Below are 20,076 nucleotides of genomic sequence, written 5' to 3'. Positions count from 1 at the left end.
TCAGTTAAGACCGGGGCAGCCGTAAGCCAGCTACCCGGATCTCAGGCTGACTACTCTTCGCTGAACAAGTCGCCGCCGTGCATATCGATCATTTCCAGTGCCTTGCCGCCGCCACGAGCGACGCAGGTCAGTGGATCTTCTGCAACTACGACAGGAATTCCTGTCTCTTCCATTAACAGGCGGTCAAGGTTGCGCAGCAGCGCGCCGCCGCCGGTCAGAACCATACCGCGTTCGGAGATATCGGAAGCCAGTTCCGGCGGGCACTGCTCCAGCGCGACCATCACCGCGCTAACGATGCCGGTCAGCGGCTCCTGCAGCGCTTCGAGGATTTCATTGGAATTCAGCGTAAAGCCGCGTGGTACGCCTTCAGCAAGGTTGCGCCCGCGAACTTCGATTTCGCGAACTTCATCACCCGGATAAGCGGAACCGATCTCGTGTTTGATACGTTCTGCGGTCGCTTCGCCGATCAGGGAGCCATAGTTACGACGCACATAATTAATCACCGCTTCGTCAAAACGGTCGCCGCCGATACGTACGGAAGAGGAGTAGACCACGCCGTTCAGGGAGATGACCGCCACTTCAGTCGTCCCGCCACCGATATCCACAACCATCGAACCGGTTGCCTCGGAGACCGGCAGGCCTGCGCCGATCGCAGCCGCCATCGGCTCTTCAATCAGGAAAACTTCACGGGCGCCAGCGCCCTGTGCGGATTCACGAATCGCGCGACGTTCAACCTGAGTCGCGCCAACCGGCACGCACACCAGCACGCGCGGGCTCGGACGCATAAAGCTGTTGCTGTGCACCTGTTTAATAAAGTGCTGAAGCATTTTTTCGGTAACGAAGAAGTCGGCAATAACGCCGTCTTTCATTGGGCGAATAGCTGCAATGTTGCCCGGTGTACGCCCAAGCATCTGCTTCGCTTCATGACCCACCGCTGCGACGCTTTTCGGCGATCCGGCACGATCCTGACGAATGGCCACCACGGAAGGCTCATTCAATACGATGCCTTGTCCTTTTACATAAATCAGGGTATTCGCGGTACCCAGGTCAATGGACAGGTCATTGGAAAACATGCCACGAAATTTTTTTAACATACTAAGGGATAATCCTGAAAGCTGGGGCGGAAAACAAAATCCGCTTACTTTACCAACCACGCGCAGCAGCGACAAGGCGCAAAAATCATCTGCTGCGGTGAAAATTAGTGCAGTTCGTTACCTTTGTTACAAATTTGACTGAGTCCGTCCGATGCCGAAATCTTCAGCAGCGCTCCGCGCTTGAATCTGCAACCTGTCAAAGGTCATTCACTGGCATTTACATTGCGACAATCCGGCAGGTAGACAAGCACACCCCCATCACTATGGCGCGCATTATTCTACGTGAAATCACGCTAAACGGCAGATCAAACAGAGTATCTTTGCGAATATTTTTTCACATTTGTGTCAAGTGGCTGTGAGGCGGCAAAAAATTCCCCCTGACCGCCGGTGACACCGCATTGAGACAGCACCTGCCACTCGCTACGGCTGAGCACGCCGGTTGCGAAAACCTGAACCGGCATCCCCTTACAGGCTTCCACCAGACTCTGCACCAGCAGCTGATTCTCACTGCGTTTTTCTATATTGCGCGATAACCCCGAATGCAGCTTGATAACCTCAACGTCGAGCTGCTTAATCCAGCTGGTTCCAACCAGCGTCAGACCAGCCTGAACTACGGCAACTCGAACACCTAAAGCATTAACCAACCGCATAACCGGCTGCAGGCGGCCGATATATTGACAAACATCCGCCTCTGCAAGTTCAAAAATAATACGCCGACGTTGCGATTTTTCGCATTGCATCAAAGTATCGCGCAGCCAGCGCTGGAAGCGGGGGCGAATTAATGACTCAACCGTCACCTGTAGCGCGAGATTTTCTTCCGGCCAGAAGCCTAAAAACGGCAGCAACCGGGTGATTTGCAGGCGGTCATACTCTTCCGCCAGACCGAACTGCAGTACCATCGGCATATATTCCGCCGCGATAACTTCTTCCTTGCCATCGTAAAGACGACACATTAGCTCGCGGTGGTGTACGCGACCGTCACGCGTTACGGCAGGTTTTTGGTAGAGACGCGGTCCGCCGCGGCTGAGCATTTGCTCGATAAGCGTGCGCCAGCGGACGTTGCCGCGTCCCTTTTCCGGGAGAGAGTCATCGTAGACGGCCCAGCTGTTGCTACCCTGCAATACCGCATTGCGCGTTGCCGCTTCCGCATGCTCCATCACCTGGGCTGCCGTTTGTCCGCTACGGAAGGCGCAGATCCCGATATGCATCATGTCGTCACGATCGAGAATTCGCGTTGGCGGCAGGGCATCCATAGCCTTCAATAGCAATCCGGCGATGCTATCCGCCTCTTTTAACGTGCGATGAGGGAGCAGAACGGCAAAATCGCTTCGGTGATAGCGGGCCAGCAGCGCGCCGGGATAACGCATAATAAAGGTGGAAAGCATGTTGATCAGCGTAAAGTAATGCTCTTCAGTCGCTGTACGCCCCCAGTTATCGCGCAGCAGGTCGAAATCCGGCAGGCGGATCATCATAACAATACCGTACGACCCCACCTTCTCCTGATCTTCAAGCAGCGTCGACAGCTGATTATCAAAGAACAATCGGTTACTGAGTCCGGTTTTTGAATCCTGCGCAACGTAAGAACGAATCAGGGTATCCATGCGGCTTCGCTGATCGCTGGCAAACTGCAGTTCTGATAGCAGCGTATCTAACGCACTGCTGGTGTTGACTGGCCATTCGTGTACCGACCCGCGCACCTGCGGGCCGCGTTCGCCGTTAAGAATACGCACAGAGCGAAGCTCCAGTAGCTCCTGGCCCGCCAGCTGACGACGGATCCAGCGGACGGAAAAAAAGATAATCAGCACCATGAAACCAATGGCGATGGAAAGCGGCGCGGTAACGTGCAGCGAACGGAAATAATTGGCCATCGGATCCAGATAAACCAGATGGATAACCATGCCCGGGTGCTTGAGCGACGGCACGGTGATACTACGGAACTGATTGCTGCTGCCTAACGGACGATAGTTATCGTTGCGGGAATGGCTATAGACTGATTTGCCATTAAGCTGAAAATCAACGTGCACGACTTCGACCGGCGTCATCAGCTCATCCATCTGCGGTTCTAACTGGTCAAAAGATATAGAGACCAGGCGGTTATCCAGCATCGTTGCCACCGCCTGAACGCGGTTGGTCATTTTTAGCTGAATACCGTTATAAAAACTCAGCGAAGCGCCAATCAGCGTGACAAAGATAGTCAGGCTGGTGAGTAACGTGACAAAGGCTGAGAATTTCGTCGTTAATCGCATCCCTGTGTTAACTCCGCGAGTGAATGAGTGCCCGATAAACATCCGGGCTCCAGTGCTGGCGCCTAAACTAAAGTAAGCACTAACTTTCTAAAGAGCGACGCATACTACCAAAGCTGGCGTATCTGGCAATTTATTGCGTTACATCGGTGTAATAATGCCGTTAGCGAGTATAGTCTGCAGAAAAATTTTTCCAATCATCCAACCTACGAGGACCGGCGCATGCAGGCTTTAATCTTAGAACAGCAGGATGGCAAAACTCTCTCTTCGGTGCAAACCATTGACGCCAGCCAGCTGCCGCAGGGCGATGTGACAGTGGATATCGAGTGGTCCAGCCTCAACTATAAAGATGCGCTGGCGATCACCGGTAAAGGAAAAATCATCCGCAACTTTCCGATGATTCCTGGCATCGATTTTGCCGGTTCGGTCCACAGCAGCGAAGATCCTCGCTTTCATGCGGGCCAGCAGGTGCTGCTCACCGGATGGGGCGTTGGCGAAAACCACTGGGGCGGTCTGGCGGAACGCGCTCGCGTTAAAGGCGACTGGCTGGTAGCAATGCCTCAAGGACTGAATGGGCGTAAAGCCATGACCATTGGTACCGCGGGCTTCACCGCCATGCTGTGCGTGATGGCGCTGGAAGATGCCGGAATTCGTCCTGAAGATGGCGAAATTGTAGTTACCGGGGCCAGCGGCGGCGTCGGCAGCACCGCAGTCGCTTTGCTGCATCAGCTGGGGTACAAGGTAGCGGCGGTTTCCGGGCGCGAAAGCACCCATGAATATTTGAAAGCCCTCGGCGCGCAGCGCATCCTTGGCCGAGATGAGTTCGCCGAAACCCGCCCGCTGGAAAAGCAGCTGTGGGCCGGCGCTGTTGACACGGTTGGCGATAAAGTACTGGCAAAAGTACTGGCGCAAATGAACTACGGCGGCTGCGTTGCAGCCTGCGGCCTCGCTGGCGGATTTGCGCTGCCGACCACCGTGATGCCGTTTATTCTGCGCAATGTACGCCTGCAGGGCGTTGACTCGGTGATGACCCCGCCCGCCCGCCGGGCTGAAGCCTGGCAAAGGCTGGTTCGCGATCTGCCGGAATCGTTCTATGCGCACAGCGCAACCGAAATCACCCTCGCCGAAGCCCCTGAGTTTGCTGAAAAGATTATGACCAATAAGATTCAGGGCCGCACGCTGGTTAAAATCGCCTAATCTGCAATTTTTCGTGACATATTCGCAATAACGCCTCGCCTCCGTCATGCTTAGAAAAAACGCATGACGGAGGATGCTATGAAACCCAAAAAACTGACAGAAGCCGACGTTACGGCAGAATCCGTTTTTATGCTGCAACGTCGCCAGGTCCTGAAAATGCTGGGCATCAGCGCGACCGCCCTTTCCCTTACCCCCTCCGCGCAAGCCGATCTGCTGGATTGGTTTAAAGGCAACGATCGCCCGCCGGCGCCGGCGGGCAAAGCGCTAACGTTCGAAAAACCGGCGCAATGGCAAAATAACCTGCCGCTCACGCCGGAGGATAAAGTTGCTGGTTACAACAACTTTTATGAGTTCGGTCTGGATAAAGCCGATCCGGCGGCGAATGCCGGCAGCCTGCGCACCGATCCCTGGACGCTGACGATCGGTGGCGAAGTGGCAAAACCGCTCACGCTCGATCATGACGACCTGACCAGCCGATTCCCGCTGGAAGAACGAATTTATCGAATGCGCTGCGTAGAAGCCTGGTCGATGGTGGTTCCGTGGGTCGGTTTCCCGCTCCATAAGCTGCTGTCGCTGGTCGAACCCACCAGCAATGCTCGCTACGTTGCATTTAAAACGCTTTATGCTCCTGAGCAGATGCCGGGTCAAAAGGACCGTTTTATCGGCGGCGGTCTGGCGTATCCCTACGTTGAAGGACTGCGGCTCGATGAAGCAATGCATCCTCTGACGCTGCTCAGCGTGGGCGTGTATGGCAAGGCGCTGCCCCCGCAGAACGGTGCGCCGGTTCGGCTCACCGTGCCCTGGAAGTACGGCTTCAAAGGGATTAAGTCCATCGTCAGTATTGAGCTCACCCGTGAGCGTCCGCCCACCACCTGGAATCTGGCCGGGCCCGAAGAGTATGGCTTCTACGCCAACGTTAATCCGCATGTCGATCATCCCCGCTGGTCGCAGGCGACTGAGCGTTTTATCGGCGCCGGCGGCGTACTCGACGTTAAACGCCAGCCAACGCTGCTGTTCAACGGCTATGCCGAAGAAGTGGCGTCGCTCTATCGGGGCCTGAATTTGCGGGAGAACTACTAGTGCGCCTGAATGTAAAGCAGATAACCTGGCTGAAAGTGCTTCTCCATCTGGCTGGCTTTTTGCCCGTTGTCTGGCTGTTCTGGGCCGGGCAGCAGGGCTATTTCAGCGCCGACCCGGCAAAGGATATTCAGCACTTTACCGGTAGGATGGCTCTTAAATTCCTGCTGGCTACCTTGCTTGTTTCGCCGCTAGCGCGCTACGCTAAACAGCCGTTATTGATACGCACCCGGCGCTTACTTGGCTTATGGTGCTTTGCCTGGGCAACGCTGCATTTAACCAGCTATACGCTGCTCGAACTCGGGATTAACAATCTGGCGCTTTTGGGTTCAGAAGTTATCAGCAGGCCTTACCTGACGCTGGGTTTACTCAGCTGGCTGATTCTGCTGGCGCTGGCGGCGACCTCCACCCAGGCGATGCAGCGGAAATTAGGCCGCCGTTGGCAAACATTGCATAACTTCGTCTATGTTGTCGCGATCCTTGCGCCGATTCACTACCTGTGGTCGGTGAAGATTTTATCCCCGCAGCCGATCATTTATGCGCTGCTGGCACTGCTGCTTTTAGCATGGCGATACAAGAAGTTTCGCCAGTGGTGGCGCTGATTCCGGATATGTGCAGTTTCCCGCAGTTCTTTTATCAACCGCCCCACTTTACACGATAGCGGTTGATAATCTTCCCTGATAAGACCAGTATTTAGCTGCCAAATGCTACGAAATCGTTATAATGTGCGACTTTGGTTTTCCTTACGGGCTTTTTGAGTCCCGAAAAGGTGACAATCGCGTATCGAAGGTATATTTTGTTTTTTACCCGAGAATGGCAGAAGATGGCCGCATGTTGGCCGGTAAGTTTCGCTTTTTGCTTTCGGGCAGCCGGAGCGTAACCTGTCGACTTATGCCCAATGGCGGCGTCATGAATCAGCAGTAATTCATATGCTTTACAGACGGTGCTAACACGCCTGTCACAATCACACTAAACAAAGAGTACGGAACCCACTCATGGATATTCGTAAGATTAAAAAACTGATCGAGCTGGTTGAAGAATCAGGTATCTCCGAACTGGAAATTTCTGAAGGCGAAGAGTCGGTACGCATTAGCCGTGCCGCGCCAAACGCAGGTTTCCCGGTGATGCAACAGGCTTATGCCGCACCGATGATGCAGCAACAGCCGGCTCTGTCTAACGCAGTCGCAACTGCGGCCACTCCAGCAATGGAAGCCCCTGCGGCAGCGGAAATCAGTGGTCACATCGTACGTTCCCCAATGGTTGGTACTTTCTACCGCACCCCGAGCCCGGACGCGAAAGCCTTCATCGAAATCGGTCAGAAAGTTAACGCGGGCGATACCCTGTGCATCGTTGAAGCCATGAAAATGATGAACCAGATCGAAGCCGATAAATCCGGCGTGGTGAAAGCCATTCTGGTCGAAAGTGGTCAACCGGTAGAATTTGACGAGCCACTGGTCGTCATCGAATAACGAGGCGAACATGCTGGATAAAATTGTTATCGCCAACCGCGGCGAGATTGCATTGCGTATCCTGCGTGCCTGTAAAGAACTGGGCATCAAGACCGTTGCTGTGCACTCAACGGCGGATCGCGATTTAAAACACGTATTGTTAGCGGATGAGACGGTCTGTATTGGCCCGGCTCCGTCCGTAAAAAGTTACCTCAATATCCCGGCTATCATTAGCGCAGCTGAAATCACCGGCGCGGTGGCTATTCACCCGGGTTATGGTTTTCTGTCCGAAAACGCTAACTTCGCTGAGCAGGTTGAGCGTTCCGGCTTTATCTTTATCGGTCCGAAAGCAGACACTATCCGCCTGATGGGCGACAAAGTCTCTGCCATTACCGCAATGAAGAAAGCGGGCGTTCCAACCGTACCGGGCTCTGACGGCCCGCTGGGTGAAGATATGGACGTTAACCGCGCCCATGCCAAACGCATTGGCTACCCGGTGATTATCAAAGCCTCCGGCGGCGGCGGCGGTCGCGGTATGCGCGTCGTGCGCAGCGATGCTGAGCTGGCTCAATCCATCTCCATGACCAAAGCGGAAGCAAAAGCCGCTTTTAACAACGACATGGTGTATATGGAGAAATACCTGGAGAATCCTCGCCACATCGAGATCCAGGTACTGGCTGACGGTCAGGGCAACGCTATCTATCTGGCTGAGCGCGACTGCTCCATGCAGCGTCGTCACCAGAAGGTCGTCGAAGAGGCACCGGCGCCGGGCATTACTCCGGAACTGCGTCGCTATATCGGCGAGCGTTGCTCCAAAGCGTGCGTCGATATCGGCTATCGCGGGGCGGGTACTTTTGAGTTCCTGTTCGAAAACGGCGAGTTCTATTTCATCGAAATGAATACCCGTATTCAGGTAGAACACCCGGTAACCGAGATGATCACCGGCGTCGATCTGATTAAAGAACAGCTGCGCATCGCTGCTGGTCAGCCGCTGTCCATCAAGCAGGAAGAAGTTATGGTTAAAGGCCATGCGGTGGAATGCCGTATCAACGCTGAAGACCCGAACACCTTCCTGCCGAGCCCGGGTAAAATTACCCGCTTCCACGCGCCGGGCGGTTTTGGCGTACGCTGGGAGTCTCATATCTACGCAGGCTACACCGTACCTCCGTACTATGACTCAATGATCGGCAAGCTGATCTGCTATGGTGAAAACCGTGATGTCGCGATTGCCCGCATGAAAAATGCGCTGCAGGAGCTGATTATCGATGGCATCAAAACCAACGTAGATCTGCAGATCCGCATCATGAACGACGAACATTTCCAGAATGGTGGCACCAATATCCACTATCTGGAGAAAAAACTCGGATTGCAGGAGAAGTAATTCTCTTACTGCTGCAAAAGGCCGGATAATCCGGCCTTTTTTCTTTTTCTCTCCTCTCCGCTTTTCCATGCGGTACAATCCCCGCTTTCTTCATCCTCAAGGGACAAAAAATGGACAAACGTTTTGTTCAGGCCCATAAAGAGGCGCGCTGGGCGCTGTGGCTAACCCTTCTTTATCTTGCGGCCTGGCTGGCTGCCGCCTATTTGCCGGGCGTCGGTATTGGCATAACCGGCCTGCCGCACTGGTTTGAAATGGCCTGCCTGCTGGTACCGCTGGTGTTTATCCTGCTGTGCTGGGCAATGGTAAAACTGATTTATCGCGATATTCCTCTGGAGGATGACGATGCAGCTTGAAGTCATACTGCCGCTTGTCGCCTACCTGCTGGTGGTGTTTGCTCTCTCCATCTATGCGATGCGTAAGCGCGTAACGGGTTCCTTCCTGAACGAATATTTCCTCGGTAGCCGCTCGATGGGCGGCATTGTATTAGCCATGACGCTTACGGCTACCTATATCAGCGCAAGCTCGTTTATAGGCGGCCCCGGCGCGGCCTATAAATATGGTCTCGGCTGGGTACTGCTGGCGATGATCCAGCTTCCTGCTATCTGGCTCTCGCTGGGAATTTTGGGTAAGAAATTCGCCATTCTGGCGCGACGTTATAATGCCGTAACGCTGAACGATATGCTCTTTGCCCGCTATCAAAGCCGCCTGCTGGTCTGGCTCGCGAGCCTGAGCCTACTGGTTGCTTTTGTTGGGGCAATGACGGTGCAGTTCATCGGCGGGGCGCGCCTGCTGGAAACCGCGGCGGGCATCCCCTACGAAACCGGCCTGCTGATTTTTGGCGTCAGTATCGCACTTTATACCGCGTTCGGCGGTTTTCGTGCCAGCGTCCTCAATGACACCCTCCAGGGGATGGTAATGCTGATAGGAACGATTGTTCTGCTGGTTGGCGTCGTGCATGCGGCTGGCGGGCTACATAATGCGGTAGAAACGCTACAAACTATCGATCCTAAGCTGGTCTCTCCGCAGGGTGCTGATGATATTCTTTCTCCCACCTTTATGACCTCTTTTTGGGTGCTGGTCTGCTTCGGGGTGATTGGCCTTCCGCACACCGCCGTTCGCTGCATCTCCTATAAAGACAGCAAAGCGGTTCACCGGGGAATTATCATTGGCACAGTAGTCGTCGCGATCCTGATGTTTGGTATGCACCTTGCCGGAGCGCTCGGCCGCGCGGTGATCCCGGATCTGACGGTGCCGGATCTGGTCATCCCTACCCTCATGGTGAAAGTATTGCCGCCATTTGCCGCCGGGATCTTCCTCGCTGCGCCAATGGCCGCCATTATGTCGACGATCAACGCTCAACTGCTGCAAAGTTCCGCTACGATCATTAAAGATCTGTATCTGAATCTGCGCCCCGAGCAGATAACAAATGAAACCCGGTTGAAGCGGATGTCGGCAACGATCACCCTGCTGTTGGGCGCTTTACTGCTGCTGGCAGCCTGGCGTCCGCCTGAGATGATTATCTGGCTCAACCTGCTGGCGTTCGGCGGCCTGGAGGCCGTGTTCTTATGGCCGCTGGTGCTGGGCCTGTACTGGGAACGAGCGAACGCGAAAGGCGCATTGAGCGCGATGATCGTCGGCGGCGTACTCTATGCCATACTCGCCACTTTTAATCTTCAGTACCTGGGCTTCCATCCGATAGTGCCCTCGTTACTGTTAAGTTTATTGGCTTTCCTGGTCGGAAACCGCTTCGGAACCTCCGCCCCGCAAGCCGCCGTATTGACTACTGATAAATAAAGAGTTTTGCCATGCCATGGATCCAACTGAAACTGAACACTACCGGCGCGAACGCGGAAGAACTGAGCGATGCGCTGATGGAAGCGGGTTCCGTTTCCATTACTTTCCAGGATACGCACGACACGCCGGTATTCGAACCTCTGCCGGGCGAGACCCGTCTGTGGGGCGATACTGATGTTATCGGCCTGTTTGACGCTGAAACAGACATGCAAGAAGTGGTCGCGATTCTGGAGCAGCATCCGCTGCTGGGCGCCGGTTTCGTGCATAAAATCGAACAACTGGAAGATAAAGACTGGGAGCGCGAATGGATGGATAACTTCCACCCTATGTGCTTCGGTAAACGCCTGTGGATCTGCCCGAGCTGGCTCGATGTGCCGGATGAAAACGCCGTTAACGTGATGCTCGATCCGGGCCTGGCGTTTGGTACCGGTACGCATCCCACAACGGCAATGTGCCTCGAATGGCTGGATGGACTCGATCTCGCAGGCAAAACGATCATCGATTTTGGCTGCGGCTCAGGCATTCTGGCCATTGCGGCCTTAAAGCTGGGCGCAGCGAAAGCGATTGGTATTGATATCGATCCGCAGGCGATTCAGGCCAGCCGCGATAACGCCGAGCGCAACGGGGTCTCTGAACGCCTGGAACTGTATCTGCCTAAAGATCAGCCAGAGGCGATGAAAGCCGATGTCGTGGTCGCAAACATTCTGGCTGGCCCATTACGCGAGCTAGCCCCGCTTATCAGCGTGCTGCCGGTTACAGGCGGTCTGCTGGGGCTTTCCGGCATCCTTGCCAGCCAGGCGGAAAGCGTTTGTGAGGCATACGCCGACCTCTTTAATCTCGATCCCGTCGTGGAGAAAGAGGAGTGGTGCCGGATTACCGGTATTAAAAAGTAATCTCTCCTTGTGGCCTCATCGCAGGCCACAACTTTTCGCGTTTTCTGTACAAAATCATTCGCCCAATAAGCATAAGATGATGCGGTAACATATTGTAGTTACCAATAAAATCATCATCTTATTCATTGGACGAATTATATGAAAACATCTTTAGGCAAGGCGGCATTGTTGGTGTTAAGCATGATGCCCATTACGGTTTTTGCTTCCCATTGGGGCTATGAAGGCGAAGGTTCGCCGGAGCACTGGGGAGCGCTCAGTGAAGAGTACAAAACCTGCCAGAGCGGCATGAACCAATCTCCCATCAACATCGATACCACGTTCAAAGCGCACCTGTCACCGTTGGAAACCCACTATATTGATGGCCCAATTACGCTCATCAACAATGGTCACACCATTCAGGCCGGGTTAAAAACTACCACAGCGGACACCATTACAATTGACGGTACGCCATTTACCCTTCAGCAGTTCCATTTCCATGCCCCGAGCGAAAATACCGTTCACGGTAAGCACTATGCGATGGAGATGCACCTGGTCCATACCAACGCTCAAGGAGCCATCACTGTCGTAGCGGTGATGTTTGACCAGGGGGCGGAAAATAGTGAGCTGAACAAACTGTGGGCCACTATGCCGGAAAAAGCGGAGCAGAATGCGAAGATCAGCACGCAAATGGACCTCAACGCCCTGCTTCCTGCGGACAAGACATACTGGCGATTCAGCGGCTCTCTGACTACTCCGCCCTGCTCTGAAGGGGTAACCTGGATTGTCCTTAAGCATCCGCTAACGTTGTCTGCCGCGCAGCTGGCAAAATTTAGCCACACCATGCATCACGATAATAATCGTCCGGTGCAGCCGCTGAATGGTCGCGTCGTCATTGAGTAAACATCAGATACGCTTCACGATCATGTTCTGAAATGAGAGCTAACTCACATAAAGCCAAGATAATTTGCTGATTAATTCAGCAGATTATCTTGTCCACACCCCGGGCCGGGAAGAAAAAATGAGAAGTTATGCAAAAATATATGTGTAGATAAATTCATCACATATTTTTAATGCAATGATTTATAAAGCTAATTATTCATGAGCGCCGACCTGGACGGCGATTCTTTGATCCACCTCAGTGGATTGCTCAAAGTTTGGCCTTTCATCTCGTGCAAAAAATGCGTAATATACGCCGCCTTGCAGTCACAGTATGGTCATTTCTTAACTCATGCGCATCGGACACTACCAGCTCAGAAATCGACTTATCGCAGCGCCTATGGCTGGCATTACTGACAGACCATTCCGGACGCTGTGTTACGAGATGGGAGCAGGGTTGACCGTATCCGAGATGATGTCCTCCAACCCGCAGGTCTGGGAGAGCGACAAGTCCCGCTTACGGATGGTGCACGTTGATGAGCCCGGTATTCGTACCGTGCAAATCGCCGGCAGCGTGCCGGAAGAGATGGCTGCAGCCGCCCGTATTAACGTGGAAAGCGGCGCCCAAGTTATTGATATCAATATGGGGTGTCCGGCTAAAAAAGTGAATCGTAAGCTTGCAGGTTCAGCCCTCTTGCAGTACCCCGACCAGGTGAAGTCGATCCTGACGGCGGTCGTCAAAGCAGTGGACGTTCCCGTAACTCTCAAGATTCGCACCGGTTGGGAACCGGAACACCGTAACTGTGTAGAAATTGCCCAACTGGCTGAAGAATGTGGCATTCAGGCTCTGACTATTCACGGACGCACCCGCGCCTGCTTGTTTAACGGAGACGCTGAGTACGACAGTATTCGGGCAGTTAAGCAGAAAGTTTCCATTCCGGTTATCGCGAATGGCGACATTACTGACCCGCTTAAAGCCAGAGCCGTGCTCGACTATACGGGGGCTGATGCCCTTATGATAGGCCGTGCGGCTCAGGGAAGACCCTGGATCTTTCGGGAAATCCAGCACTATCTGGACACTGGAGAGCTGCTGCCCCCGCTGCCCCTGGCAGAGGTTAAGCGCTTGCTTTGTGCACACGTTCGGGAACTGCATGGCTTTTACGGCCACGCAAAAGGGTACCGAATCGCACGCAAACACGTATCCTGGTATCTGCAGGAACACGCTCCAGATGACCAGTTTCGGCGCACATTCAACGCCATAGAAGATTCCAGCGAACAGCTGGAGGCGTTGGAGGCATACTTCGAAAATTTTGCGTAATAGAAATAAAGAGCTGACAGAACTATGTTCGAACAACGCGTAAATTCTGACGTACTGACCGTTTCTACCGTTAACTCTCAGGATCAGGTAACTCAAAAGCCCCTGCGTGACTCGGTTAAACAGGCACTGAAGAACTATTTTGCTCAACTGAACGGTCAGGATGTTAATGACCTGTATGAGCTGGTACTGGCTGAAGTAGAACAGCCCCTGTTGGACATGGTGATGCAATACACCCGCGGTAACCAGACCCGTGCTGCCCTGATGATGGGCATCAACCGTGGTACTCTGCGTAAAAAGCTGAAAAAATACGGCATGAACTGATACTAATCAGTTAAGTGTTTGATATAAAAGGCGCTCTTCGGCATGGGGAAGCGCCTTTTTTATTGCATCCGTTTTAATGATTGACTATCGCCTGTAGCCCGCGGGTTCCGCAAAGGACCGACATAATATTATCAACCAAAGCGGGAGCCTGATGATACAGGTCGAATTTTCCGGGCTCTACGAGCCAGTTTTTAATAATACCGACAAATGCGCTATGTAATACAATTAATGAAATTTCAACGTTGGTTTCCTCTGGTAATAATCCGTTACGAATGCACAGCTGTAAAACACTGCGAATAATGGGATAGCTAAAACCAATTTTTTTGCGAATCTCAGCCTCGGATATCATCTCGCTGGAAAACTCACACTTCTGATACAGAATTTGCATTAGCGCACGTTGACGGGGATTAATGGCGATATATTGCAGACCGATAATAAATTTTTCTCGTAGCCTGCTGAGCGGGTCCTGAGCGTGTGAAGAGGTAAATTCATGTTTAAGCAGATCACGTAACGGAAGCTGCTGTTGCCACATTTCATTAAAGAGTTCCGCTTTGCTGGAAAAGTGCCAGTAGACTGCTCCCCGCGTCACGCCAGCAGCATCAGCGATATCGGCTAACGTTGTACCGGTCACGCCGCGTAGGGCAAACTGTTGAATGGCTGACTCAATCAAAAGCTGCCGCGTCTTTAACGCATCTTCTTTCGTTCTTCTAGGCATACGGTGCTCCGCTCTACGCCAGATTAAGAGTGTGGGAAATAAGTGAATACGTATAAACCTAACATCTGACAATGAATATTGTTTAGCAAAAATACAGATAAGTTAAATCTCAAGTGAAATGCAAATAAATACACCACAAGAATAATTAAAAGAAATTTATTCACCGATTAAATATCAGTGTAAGCAAATTTTAAATTGAGATCATTCTCAAAACATAATCACCGATATTTTGTTTTTGCGTGCCTTGCTGATGGCTAAAAAATAACTATTTCTTACATCCACCGTTTTTTATTTGTAGGATACCAAACCGCATTTTAATTCATTATTTCTTGCACAGATTCGTGGCCAAGCCTGGCTCAAAATCTATAAGGAACAGCAATGACACGTCACGTCAGGGTTACACTTTTATCCAGCCTCATCATCCCGGCCCTCCTGCTCAGCGGCTGTGATGATTCAGGCGATCGGCAACCGCATGCGCAGATACCTCAGGTCTCCGTTTATGTGGTGAACAGCGCGCCGCTGTCCGTGACCACGGAGCTACCTGGCCGGACATCAGCTTACCGCGTAGCGGAAGTTCGCCCGCAGGTTAGCGGCATTATCCTGCATCGTAACTTTGTCGAAGGTAGCGATGTCGCCGCTGGACAGTCTCTCTATCAAATCGATCCGGCGACCTATCAGGCAGCTTATAACAGCGCAAAGGGGGATGAAGCGAAAGCAGAGGCCGCAGCGGCTATCGCCCATTTAACGGTCAAACGTTATGCGCCTCTTCTCGGCACAAAATATATCAGCCAGCAGGAATACGATCAGGCAGTAGCGACTGCCCGCCAGGCGGATGCCGATGTTATCGCAACAAAAGCCGCCGTTGAAAGCGCGCGCATTGATTTGGCGTACACCAAAGTGACTTCACCTATCGGCGGTCGCATCGGCAAATCCAGCGTAACCGAAGGCGCACTGGTGACAAATGGTCAGGCTGATGCAATGGCGACGATACAGCAGCTCGATCCTATTTATGTTGATGTTACCGAGTCCAGTAATGATTTCATGCGCCTGAAGCAGGAGAGTCTGCAGCAGGGCAGTGGCACTAAAAGCGTGCAGCTGATTATGGAAAACGGTCAACCTTATGCGCTGCGGGGCACCCTGCAGTTCTCCGATGTTACGGTAGATGAGAGCACCGGCTCTATTACGCTGCGCGCGATCTTCCCCAACCCACAGCATGCTCTGCTGCCAGGAATGTTTGTTCGCGCTCGCATCGACGAAGGTATTTCACCAGACGCTATTCTCGTTCCTCAGCAGGGGGTAACCCGTACGCCGCGCGGTGATGCCAGCGTGATGCTCGTCAATGACAAAAACCAGGTTGAAACGCGGCCAGTCACCGCCTCGCAGGCGATTGGCGATAAGTGGTTAATCACGAGCGGTCTGAAAGCCGGTGAAAAGGTCATTGTCAGCGGTCTGCAGAAAGTGCGTCCCGGCGTCACGGTGAAGGCCGAAGAGGATACCGCGACGACTGTCGCGCAATAAGGTACGAATCCCTATGTCTAAGTTTTTTATCCATCGCCCGGTTTTCGCCTGGGTGCTGGCAATCATCATGATGATTGCCGGCGGCCTCGCGATTATGCAGCTCCCGATAGCACAATACCCGACCATCGCACCGCCTGCGGTCGCTATCTCCGCCACCTACCCTGGCGCGGATGCCCAAACCGTACAGGATACGGTGACTCAGGTTATCGAACAGAACATGAACGGTATTGATAACCTGATGTATATGTCCTCAACCAGCGATTCCGCCGGCGGCGTGACCATTACGCTGACCTTTACCTCGGGTACGGATCCGGATATTGCGCAAGTTCAGGTACAGAATAAACTCCAGCTGGCAACGCCGCTACTGCCTCAGGAAGTACAGCAGCAGGGGATTAGCGTCGAGAAATCAAGCAGTAGCTTCTTAATGGTCGCTGGTTTCATCTCCGATAACCCCAGCACCACTCAGGATGATATCTCTGACTATGTGGCCTCGAACGTCAAAGATACTATCAGCCGCCTTAACGGCGTGGGTGATGTACAGCTCTTCGGCGCACAGTATGCAATGCGCATCTGGCTGGATGGAAACCTGCTGAATAAGTACAATTTGACGCCTGTTGACGTCATTAACCAGCTTAAAATCCAAAACGATCAGATTGCTGCAGGGCAGCTTGGCGGCACTCCGGCCCTTAAAGGCCAGCAGCTAAATGCATCCATCATTGCCCAGACGCGATTGAAGGACCCCGCAGAATTTGGCAAAGTAACTCTGCGAGTGAACGCCGACGGGTCAGTCGTGCATCTGAAAGATGTGGCACGCATTGAGCTGGGCGGAGAAAACTATAACGTCGTCGCAAGAATCAATGGCAAGCCAGCTTCAGGCCTGGGAATTAAACTTGCGACCGGCGCTAATGCCCTTGATACCGCCGCGGCGATAAAAGCGAAGCTTGCCGAACTGCAGCCGTACTTCCCACAGGGGATGAAGGTCGTCTATCCTTACGACACCACGCCGTTTGTGAAAATCTCTATCCACGAGGTGGTGAAGACGCTATTTGAAGCCATCATCCTCGTCTTCCTTGTGATGTATCTGTTCTTACAGAATATCCGGGCTACTCTGATCCCCACTATCGCGGTTCCGGTCGTTCTGCTTGGCACCTTTGCCGTGCTGGCAACATTCGGTTACTCCATCAATACGCTAACGATGTTTGGCATGGTGCTGGCAATAGGCCTGCTGGTCGACGATGCTATCGTGGTAGTGGAAAACGTCGAACGCGTGATGGTAGAAGAGAAGCTCTCCCCAAAAGAGGCGACGGAAAAATCGATGTCGCAAATCCAGGGGGCATTGGTGGGTATTGCCATGGTGCTATCGGCGGTGTTTGTCCCCATGGCCTTCTTTGGCGGCTCTACGGGGGCGATTTATCGGCAGTTTTCTATCACCATCGTCTCCGCGATGGCGCTGTCCGTACTGGTGGCGCTAATCCTGACCCCCGCGCTTTGTGCCACCTTACTGAAACCCGCATCAGCCGATCATCATGAGAAAAAAGGATTTTTTGGCTGGTTTAATGCGAAATTCGATCGTAGCGTGAATCACTACACCAACAGCGTGAGTGGGATCCTGCGATGTACCGGGCGCTATCTGATCATCTATTTGCTAATCGTTGTGGGTATGGCGATATTGTTTATGCGCCTGCCCACCTCTTTCTTGCCGGATGAGGATCAGGGGGTATTTATGACCATGATCCAGCTTCCTTCAGGCGCAACGCAGGAACGCACGCAGAAGGTTCTTGATACGGTTACCGATTACTATCTGCATAAAGAGAAGGCGAACGTTGAAAGCGTCTTTACCGTTAACGGCTTTAGCTTTAGCGGCCAGGGCCAAAACTCCGGTATGGCGTTTGTCAGCCTGAAGCCATGGGAAGAGCGCAGCGGCGCAGAGAATGGCGTTGAGGCAATCATCAAACGGGCTACCGTTGCCTTTAGTCAGATTAAAGATGCTATGGTCTTTCCTTTCAATCTACCAGCAATTATCGAGCTGGGTACGGCTACCGGTTTTGATTTTGAGCTTATCGATCAGGGTAACCTGGGCCATAGCGCATTAACCCAGGCCCGTAATCAACTTCTGGGTATGGTGAGAGAATACCCTGACCAGCTGGTACGCGTTCGCCCCAACGGGCTCGAAGACACGCCGCAATTCAAGCTTGATGTCGATCAGGAGAAAGCTCAGGCTCTGGGTATTTCGCTATCCGATATCAATGAGACCATTTCCGCGGCGCTAGGGGGCTACTACGTTAACGACTTTATTGACCATGGACGCGTGAAAAAAGTCTATGTTCAGGCCGATGCTAAATTCCGTATGCTGCCGAGCGATATCAATAATATGTACGTTCGCAGCGCGAACGGCGAGATGGTCCCGTTCTCCGCATTCGTGACCTCGCGCTGGGTTTATGGTTCACCGCGCCTGGAGCGCTACAATGGTTTACCCTCTATGGAAGTTTTGGGGGAAGCGGCGCCGGGGAAAAGTACCGGTGATGCGATGATTTTAATGGAACAGCTAGCCAGCAAGCTTCCTGCCGGTATTGGTTACGACTGGACGGGAATGTCCTATCAAGAACGTTTATCGGGTAATCAGGCGCCAGCCCTGTATGCCATTTCGCTGATTGTCGTCTTTCTGTGTCTTGCGGCGCTTTATGAAAGCTGGTCGATTCCCTTCTCTGTCATGCTCGTCGTACCATTAGGCGTTGTTGGAGCATTACTCGCGGCGTCGTTACGCGGGCTTAATAATGACGTTTATTTCCAGGTAGGTTTATTAACCACTATTGGCCTCTCTGCGAAAAACGCGATTCTTATCGTTGAGTTTGCCAAAGACCTGATGGATAAAGAAGGCAAGGGCATTATCGAAGCCACACTGGAAGCATCCCGTATGCGTCTACGTCCTATCCTGATGACTTCCCTTGCTTTTATTTTGGGTGTTCTGCCTCTGGTTATTAGCCATGGCGCAGGCAGCGGAGCTCAAAATGCAGTAGGTACCGGAGTTATGGGCGGAATGTTGACGGCAACATTGCTGGCTATATTCTTTGTCCCGGTCTTCTTTGTGGTAGTAAGGCGGCGCTTTACCAGGCACATAGACTAAATATTCTTTCCAGGGCACCCATCCGGTGCCTTTTTTCTTGCCTGAAAAATAAATACCTATCTCACTGATATTAAATATATTTATTATTCTTTAACCTACCCTCGCCCCGCAACCCACATTATTTACTCATGATCATCTGTCTTTCTTAATAATATTTACGTTAGTCATAAATTGAGATTATTTACTCTGGCGGCCAACTATATTTCTGATGATAAAATAAGCTGTTCCGTATGTACGTGGGTTCGCCACTACAGCGAAGCGGATTATTTAGAGGTAACATCATGAACAAATTTATTATAGTGGCATTGCTGGCTACGCTACTTGCCGGCTGTGCACATGACTCTCCGTGCGTACCGGTTTATGACTCTGAAGGTAGACTCGTCCATACCAATACTTGTGTGAAAGGAACAACTCAGGATAACTGGGAAACCGCTGGCGCGATTGCCGGCGGCGCAGCCGCGGTAGCTGGCCTGACGCTCGGTATTGTAGCTTTAACCCGTTAACGCCTTCTCTTCTCTGCCATAAAAGGTACCGGAGGGTTATCCGGTACCGCTTCCCCGAAGGTAAGTTCCGCGATGCTTAACGGTAGGTATCACCCGCGACTAAAGGCCGGGCAAAGCCCCTCCCCTCAGATAACGTCAAACGGATAAATTGCCATTACCAGCCAGGAAAAAGGATATTTACGCAGGAGCGAAAACGCAAAAAGCCCATCCTAACGGATGGGCTTTTTACTTGTTTGATGCCTGGCAATGCCCTACTCTCACATGGGGAGACCCCACACTACCATCGGCGCTACGGCGTTTCACTTCTGAGTTCGGCATGGGGTCAGGTGGGACCACCGCGCTATCGTTGCCAGGCAAATTCTTTTCAAATCGCCGAACTTTAACCTAAAAACTGGTGCTGATACCCAGAGTCGAACTGGGGACCTCACCCTTACCAAGGGTGCGCTCTACCAACTGAGCCATATCAGCACACTTAATTTGATGCCTGGCAGTTCCCTACTCTCACATGGGGAGACCCCACACTACCATCGGCGCTACGGCGTTTCACTTCTGAGTTCGGCATGGGGTCAGGTGGGACCACCGCGCTATCGCCGCC

The 20,076-nt window shown here is 52.6% G+C and carries 17 protein-coding genes, 1 tRNA gene and 2 rRNA genes; 14 read left to right on the top strand and 6 right to left on the bottom strand.

Features of this window, described 5'->3' with window-relative positions:
- Positions 1-50: 50 nt before the first annotated feature.
- Both mreB and csrD read right to left on the bottom strand, forming a co-directional pair.
- Complete coding sequence (gene mreB / locus ACSIPU_RS28215; RefSeq protein WP_002918653.1) at positions 51-1,094, bottom strand: rod shape-determining protein MreB; 1,044 nt, start codon at positions 1,092-1,094, stop codon at positions 51-53.
- 305 nt (positions 1,095-1,399) lie between these two features.
- Positions 1,400-3,340: an RNase E specificity factor CsrD gene (csrD, locus tag ACSIPU_RS28210; RefSeq protein ID WP_024274767.1), complete on the bottom strand. Its 1,941-nt coding sequence runs from the start codon at positions 3,338-3,340 to the stop codon at positions 1,400-1,402.
- A gap of 219 nt (positions 3,341-3,559) precedes the next feature.
- Between csrD and acuI the strand changes: the two genes are divergently transcribed.
- From acuI to fis, 11 genes are all read left to right on the top strand, one after another.
- A complete protein-coding gene (gene acuI / locus ACSIPU_RS28205; protein WP_004106258.1) occupies positions 3,560-4,534 on the top strand; it encodes an acrylyl-CoA reductase (NADPH) in 975 nt (324 codons plus the stop codon).
- Positions 4,535-4,612: 78 nt separating this feature from the next.
- Positions 4,613-5,614, top strand: a complete 1,002-nt coding sequence (gene msrP, locus ACSIPU_RS28200) for a protein-methionine-sulfoxide reductase catalytic subunit MsrP (protein ID WP_004106261.1) — start codon at positions 4,613-4,615, stop codon at positions 5,612-5,614.
- A complete protein-coding gene (gene msrQ, locus ACSIPU_RS28195) occupies positions 5,614-6,213 on the top strand; it encodes a protein-methionine-sulfoxide reductase heme-binding subunit MsrQ (RefSeq protein WP_004106263.1) in 600 nt (199 codons plus the stop codon). The genes msrP and msrQ overlap by 1 nt, the downstream gene beginning before the upstream one ends.
- A 393-nt stretch (positions 6,214-6,606) precedes the next feature.
- Positions 6,607-7,080 (top strand): acetyl-CoA carboxylase biotin carboxyl carrier protein, encoded by a 474-nt coding sequence (accB, locus tag ACSIPU_RS28190; protein WP_004106265.1) that lies wholly within the window; start codon positions 6,607-6,609, stop codon positions 7,078-7,080.
- 10 nt (positions 7,081-7,090) lie between these two features.
- Complete coding sequence (gene accC, locus ACSIPU_RS28185; RefSeq protein ID WP_004106267.1) at positions 7,091-8,440, top strand: acetyl-CoA carboxylase biotin carboxylase subunit; 1,350 nt, start codon at positions 7,091-7,093, stop codon at positions 8,438-8,440.
- 110 nt (positions 8,441-8,550) lie between these two features.
- On the top strand, positions 8,551-8,793 hold the full coding sequence (locus ACSIPU_RS28180) for a YhdT family protein (protein WP_004106269.1): 243 nt from the start codon (positions 8,551-8,553) through the stop codon (positions 8,791-8,793).
- Positions 8,783-10,234 carry a sodium/pantothenate symporter gene (panF, locus tag ACSIPU_RS28175; protein WP_004106270.1) on the top strand — a complete coding sequence of 484 codons (1,452 nt, stop codon included), beginning with the start codon at positions 8,783-8,785 and terminating at the stop codon, positions 10,232-10,234. The genes ACSIPU_RS28180 and panF overlap by 11 nt, the downstream gene beginning before the upstream one ends.
- Before the next feature lie 11 nt (positions 10,235-10,245).
- Positions 10,246-11,127: a 50S ribosomal protein L11 methyltransferase gene (prmA, locus tag ACSIPU_RS28170; RefSeq protein WP_023321695.1), complete on the top strand. Its 882-nt coding sequence runs from the start codon at positions 10,246-10,248 to the stop codon at positions 11,125-11,127.
- A 138-nt stretch (positions 11,128-11,265) separates the two neighbouring features.
- Positions 11,266-12,006, top strand: coding sequence for a carbonic anhydrase (locus ACSIPU_RS28165; RefSeq protein WP_004106274.1), 741 nt, complete (start codon positions 11,266-11,268; stop codon positions 12,004-12,006).
- A gap of 328 nt (positions 12,007-12,334) precedes the next feature.
- Complete coding sequence (dusB, locus tag ACSIPU_RS28160; RefSeq protein WP_017145334.1) at positions 12,335-13,300, top strand: tRNA dihydrouridine synthase DusB; 966 nt, start codon at positions 12,335-12,337, stop codon at positions 13,298-13,300.
- Positions 13,301-13,324: 24 nt separating this feature from the next.
- The gene (gene fis, locus ACSIPU_RS28155) at positions 13,325-13,621 is read left to right on the top strand and encodes a DNA-binding transcriptional regulator Fis (protein ID WP_000462905.1); all 297 of its coding nucleotides are present in this window, start codon (positions 13,325-13,327) and stop codon (positions 13,619-13,621) included.
- Positions 13,622-13,694: 73 nt separating this feature from the next.
- Here fis and envR read toward each other — a convergent pair whose 3' ends face one another.
- The gene (gene envR, locus ACSIPU_RS28150) at positions 13,695-14,336 is read right to left on the bottom strand and encodes an acrEF/envCD operon transcriptional regulator (RefSeq protein ID WP_023321697.1); all 642 of its coding nucleotides are present in this window, start codon (positions 14,334-14,336) and stop codon (positions 13,695-13,697) included.
- Positions 14,337-14,714: 378 nt separating this feature from the next.
- Here envR and ACSIPU_RS28145 point away from each other — a divergent pair, with 378 nt between their 5' ends.
- The 3 genes from ACSIPU_RS28145 to ACSIPU_RS28135 all read left to right on the top strand — a co-directional run bounded on the left by ACSIPU_RS28145 (position 14,715) and on the right by ACSIPU_RS28135 (position 19,481).
- Positions 14,715-15,854 carry an efflux RND transporter periplasmic adaptor subunit gene (locus ACSIPU_RS28145; protein WP_017145332.1) on the top strand — a complete coding sequence of 380 codons (1,140 nt, stop codon included), beginning with the start codon at positions 14,715-14,717 and terminating at the stop codon, positions 15,852-15,854.
- A gap of 13 nt (positions 15,855-15,867) precedes the next feature.
- Positions 15,868-18,978, top strand: coding sequence for an efflux RND transporter permease subunit (locus ACSIPU_RS28140; protein ID WP_023321699.1), 3,111 nt, complete (start codon positions 15,868-15,870; stop codon positions 18,976-18,978).
- 281 nt (positions 18,979-19,259) lie between these two features.
- Positions 19,260-19,481, top strand: a complete 222-nt coding sequence (locus ACSIPU_RS28135; RefSeq protein ID WP_004106283.1) for a membrane protein — start codon at positions 19,260-19,262, stop codon at positions 19,479-19,481.
- Between the two features lie 238 nt (positions 19,482-19,719).
- Here ACSIPU_RS28135 and rrf (ACSIPU_RS28130) read toward each other — a convergent pair.
- From rrf (ACSIPU_RS28130) to rrf (ACSIPU_RS28120), 3 genes are all read right to left on the bottom strand, one after another.
- Positions 19,720-19,835 (bottom strand): 5S ribosomal RNA (gene rrf, locus ACSIPU_RS28130).
- Between the two features lie 38 nt (positions 19,836-19,873).
- Positions 19,874-19,949: transfer RNA gene (locus ACSIPU_RS28125), tRNA-Thr, on the bottom strand.
- 14 nt (positions 19,950-19,963) lie between these two features.
- Positions 19,964-20,076: ribosomal RNA gene (gene rrf / locus ACSIPU_RS28120) — 5S ribosomal RNA — on the bottom strand; the annotation flags it as partial.

The organism is Klebsiella sp. HN106 (genome assembly GCF_051209435.1).
Taxonomy (GTDB): Bacteria; Pseudomonadota; Gammaproteobacteria; order Enterobacterales; family Enterobacteriaceae; genus Klebsiella; species Klebsiella oxytoca.
Note: the sequence above shows the minus strand (reverse complement) of the source record. Positions and strands in the feature narration are given on the sequence as shown.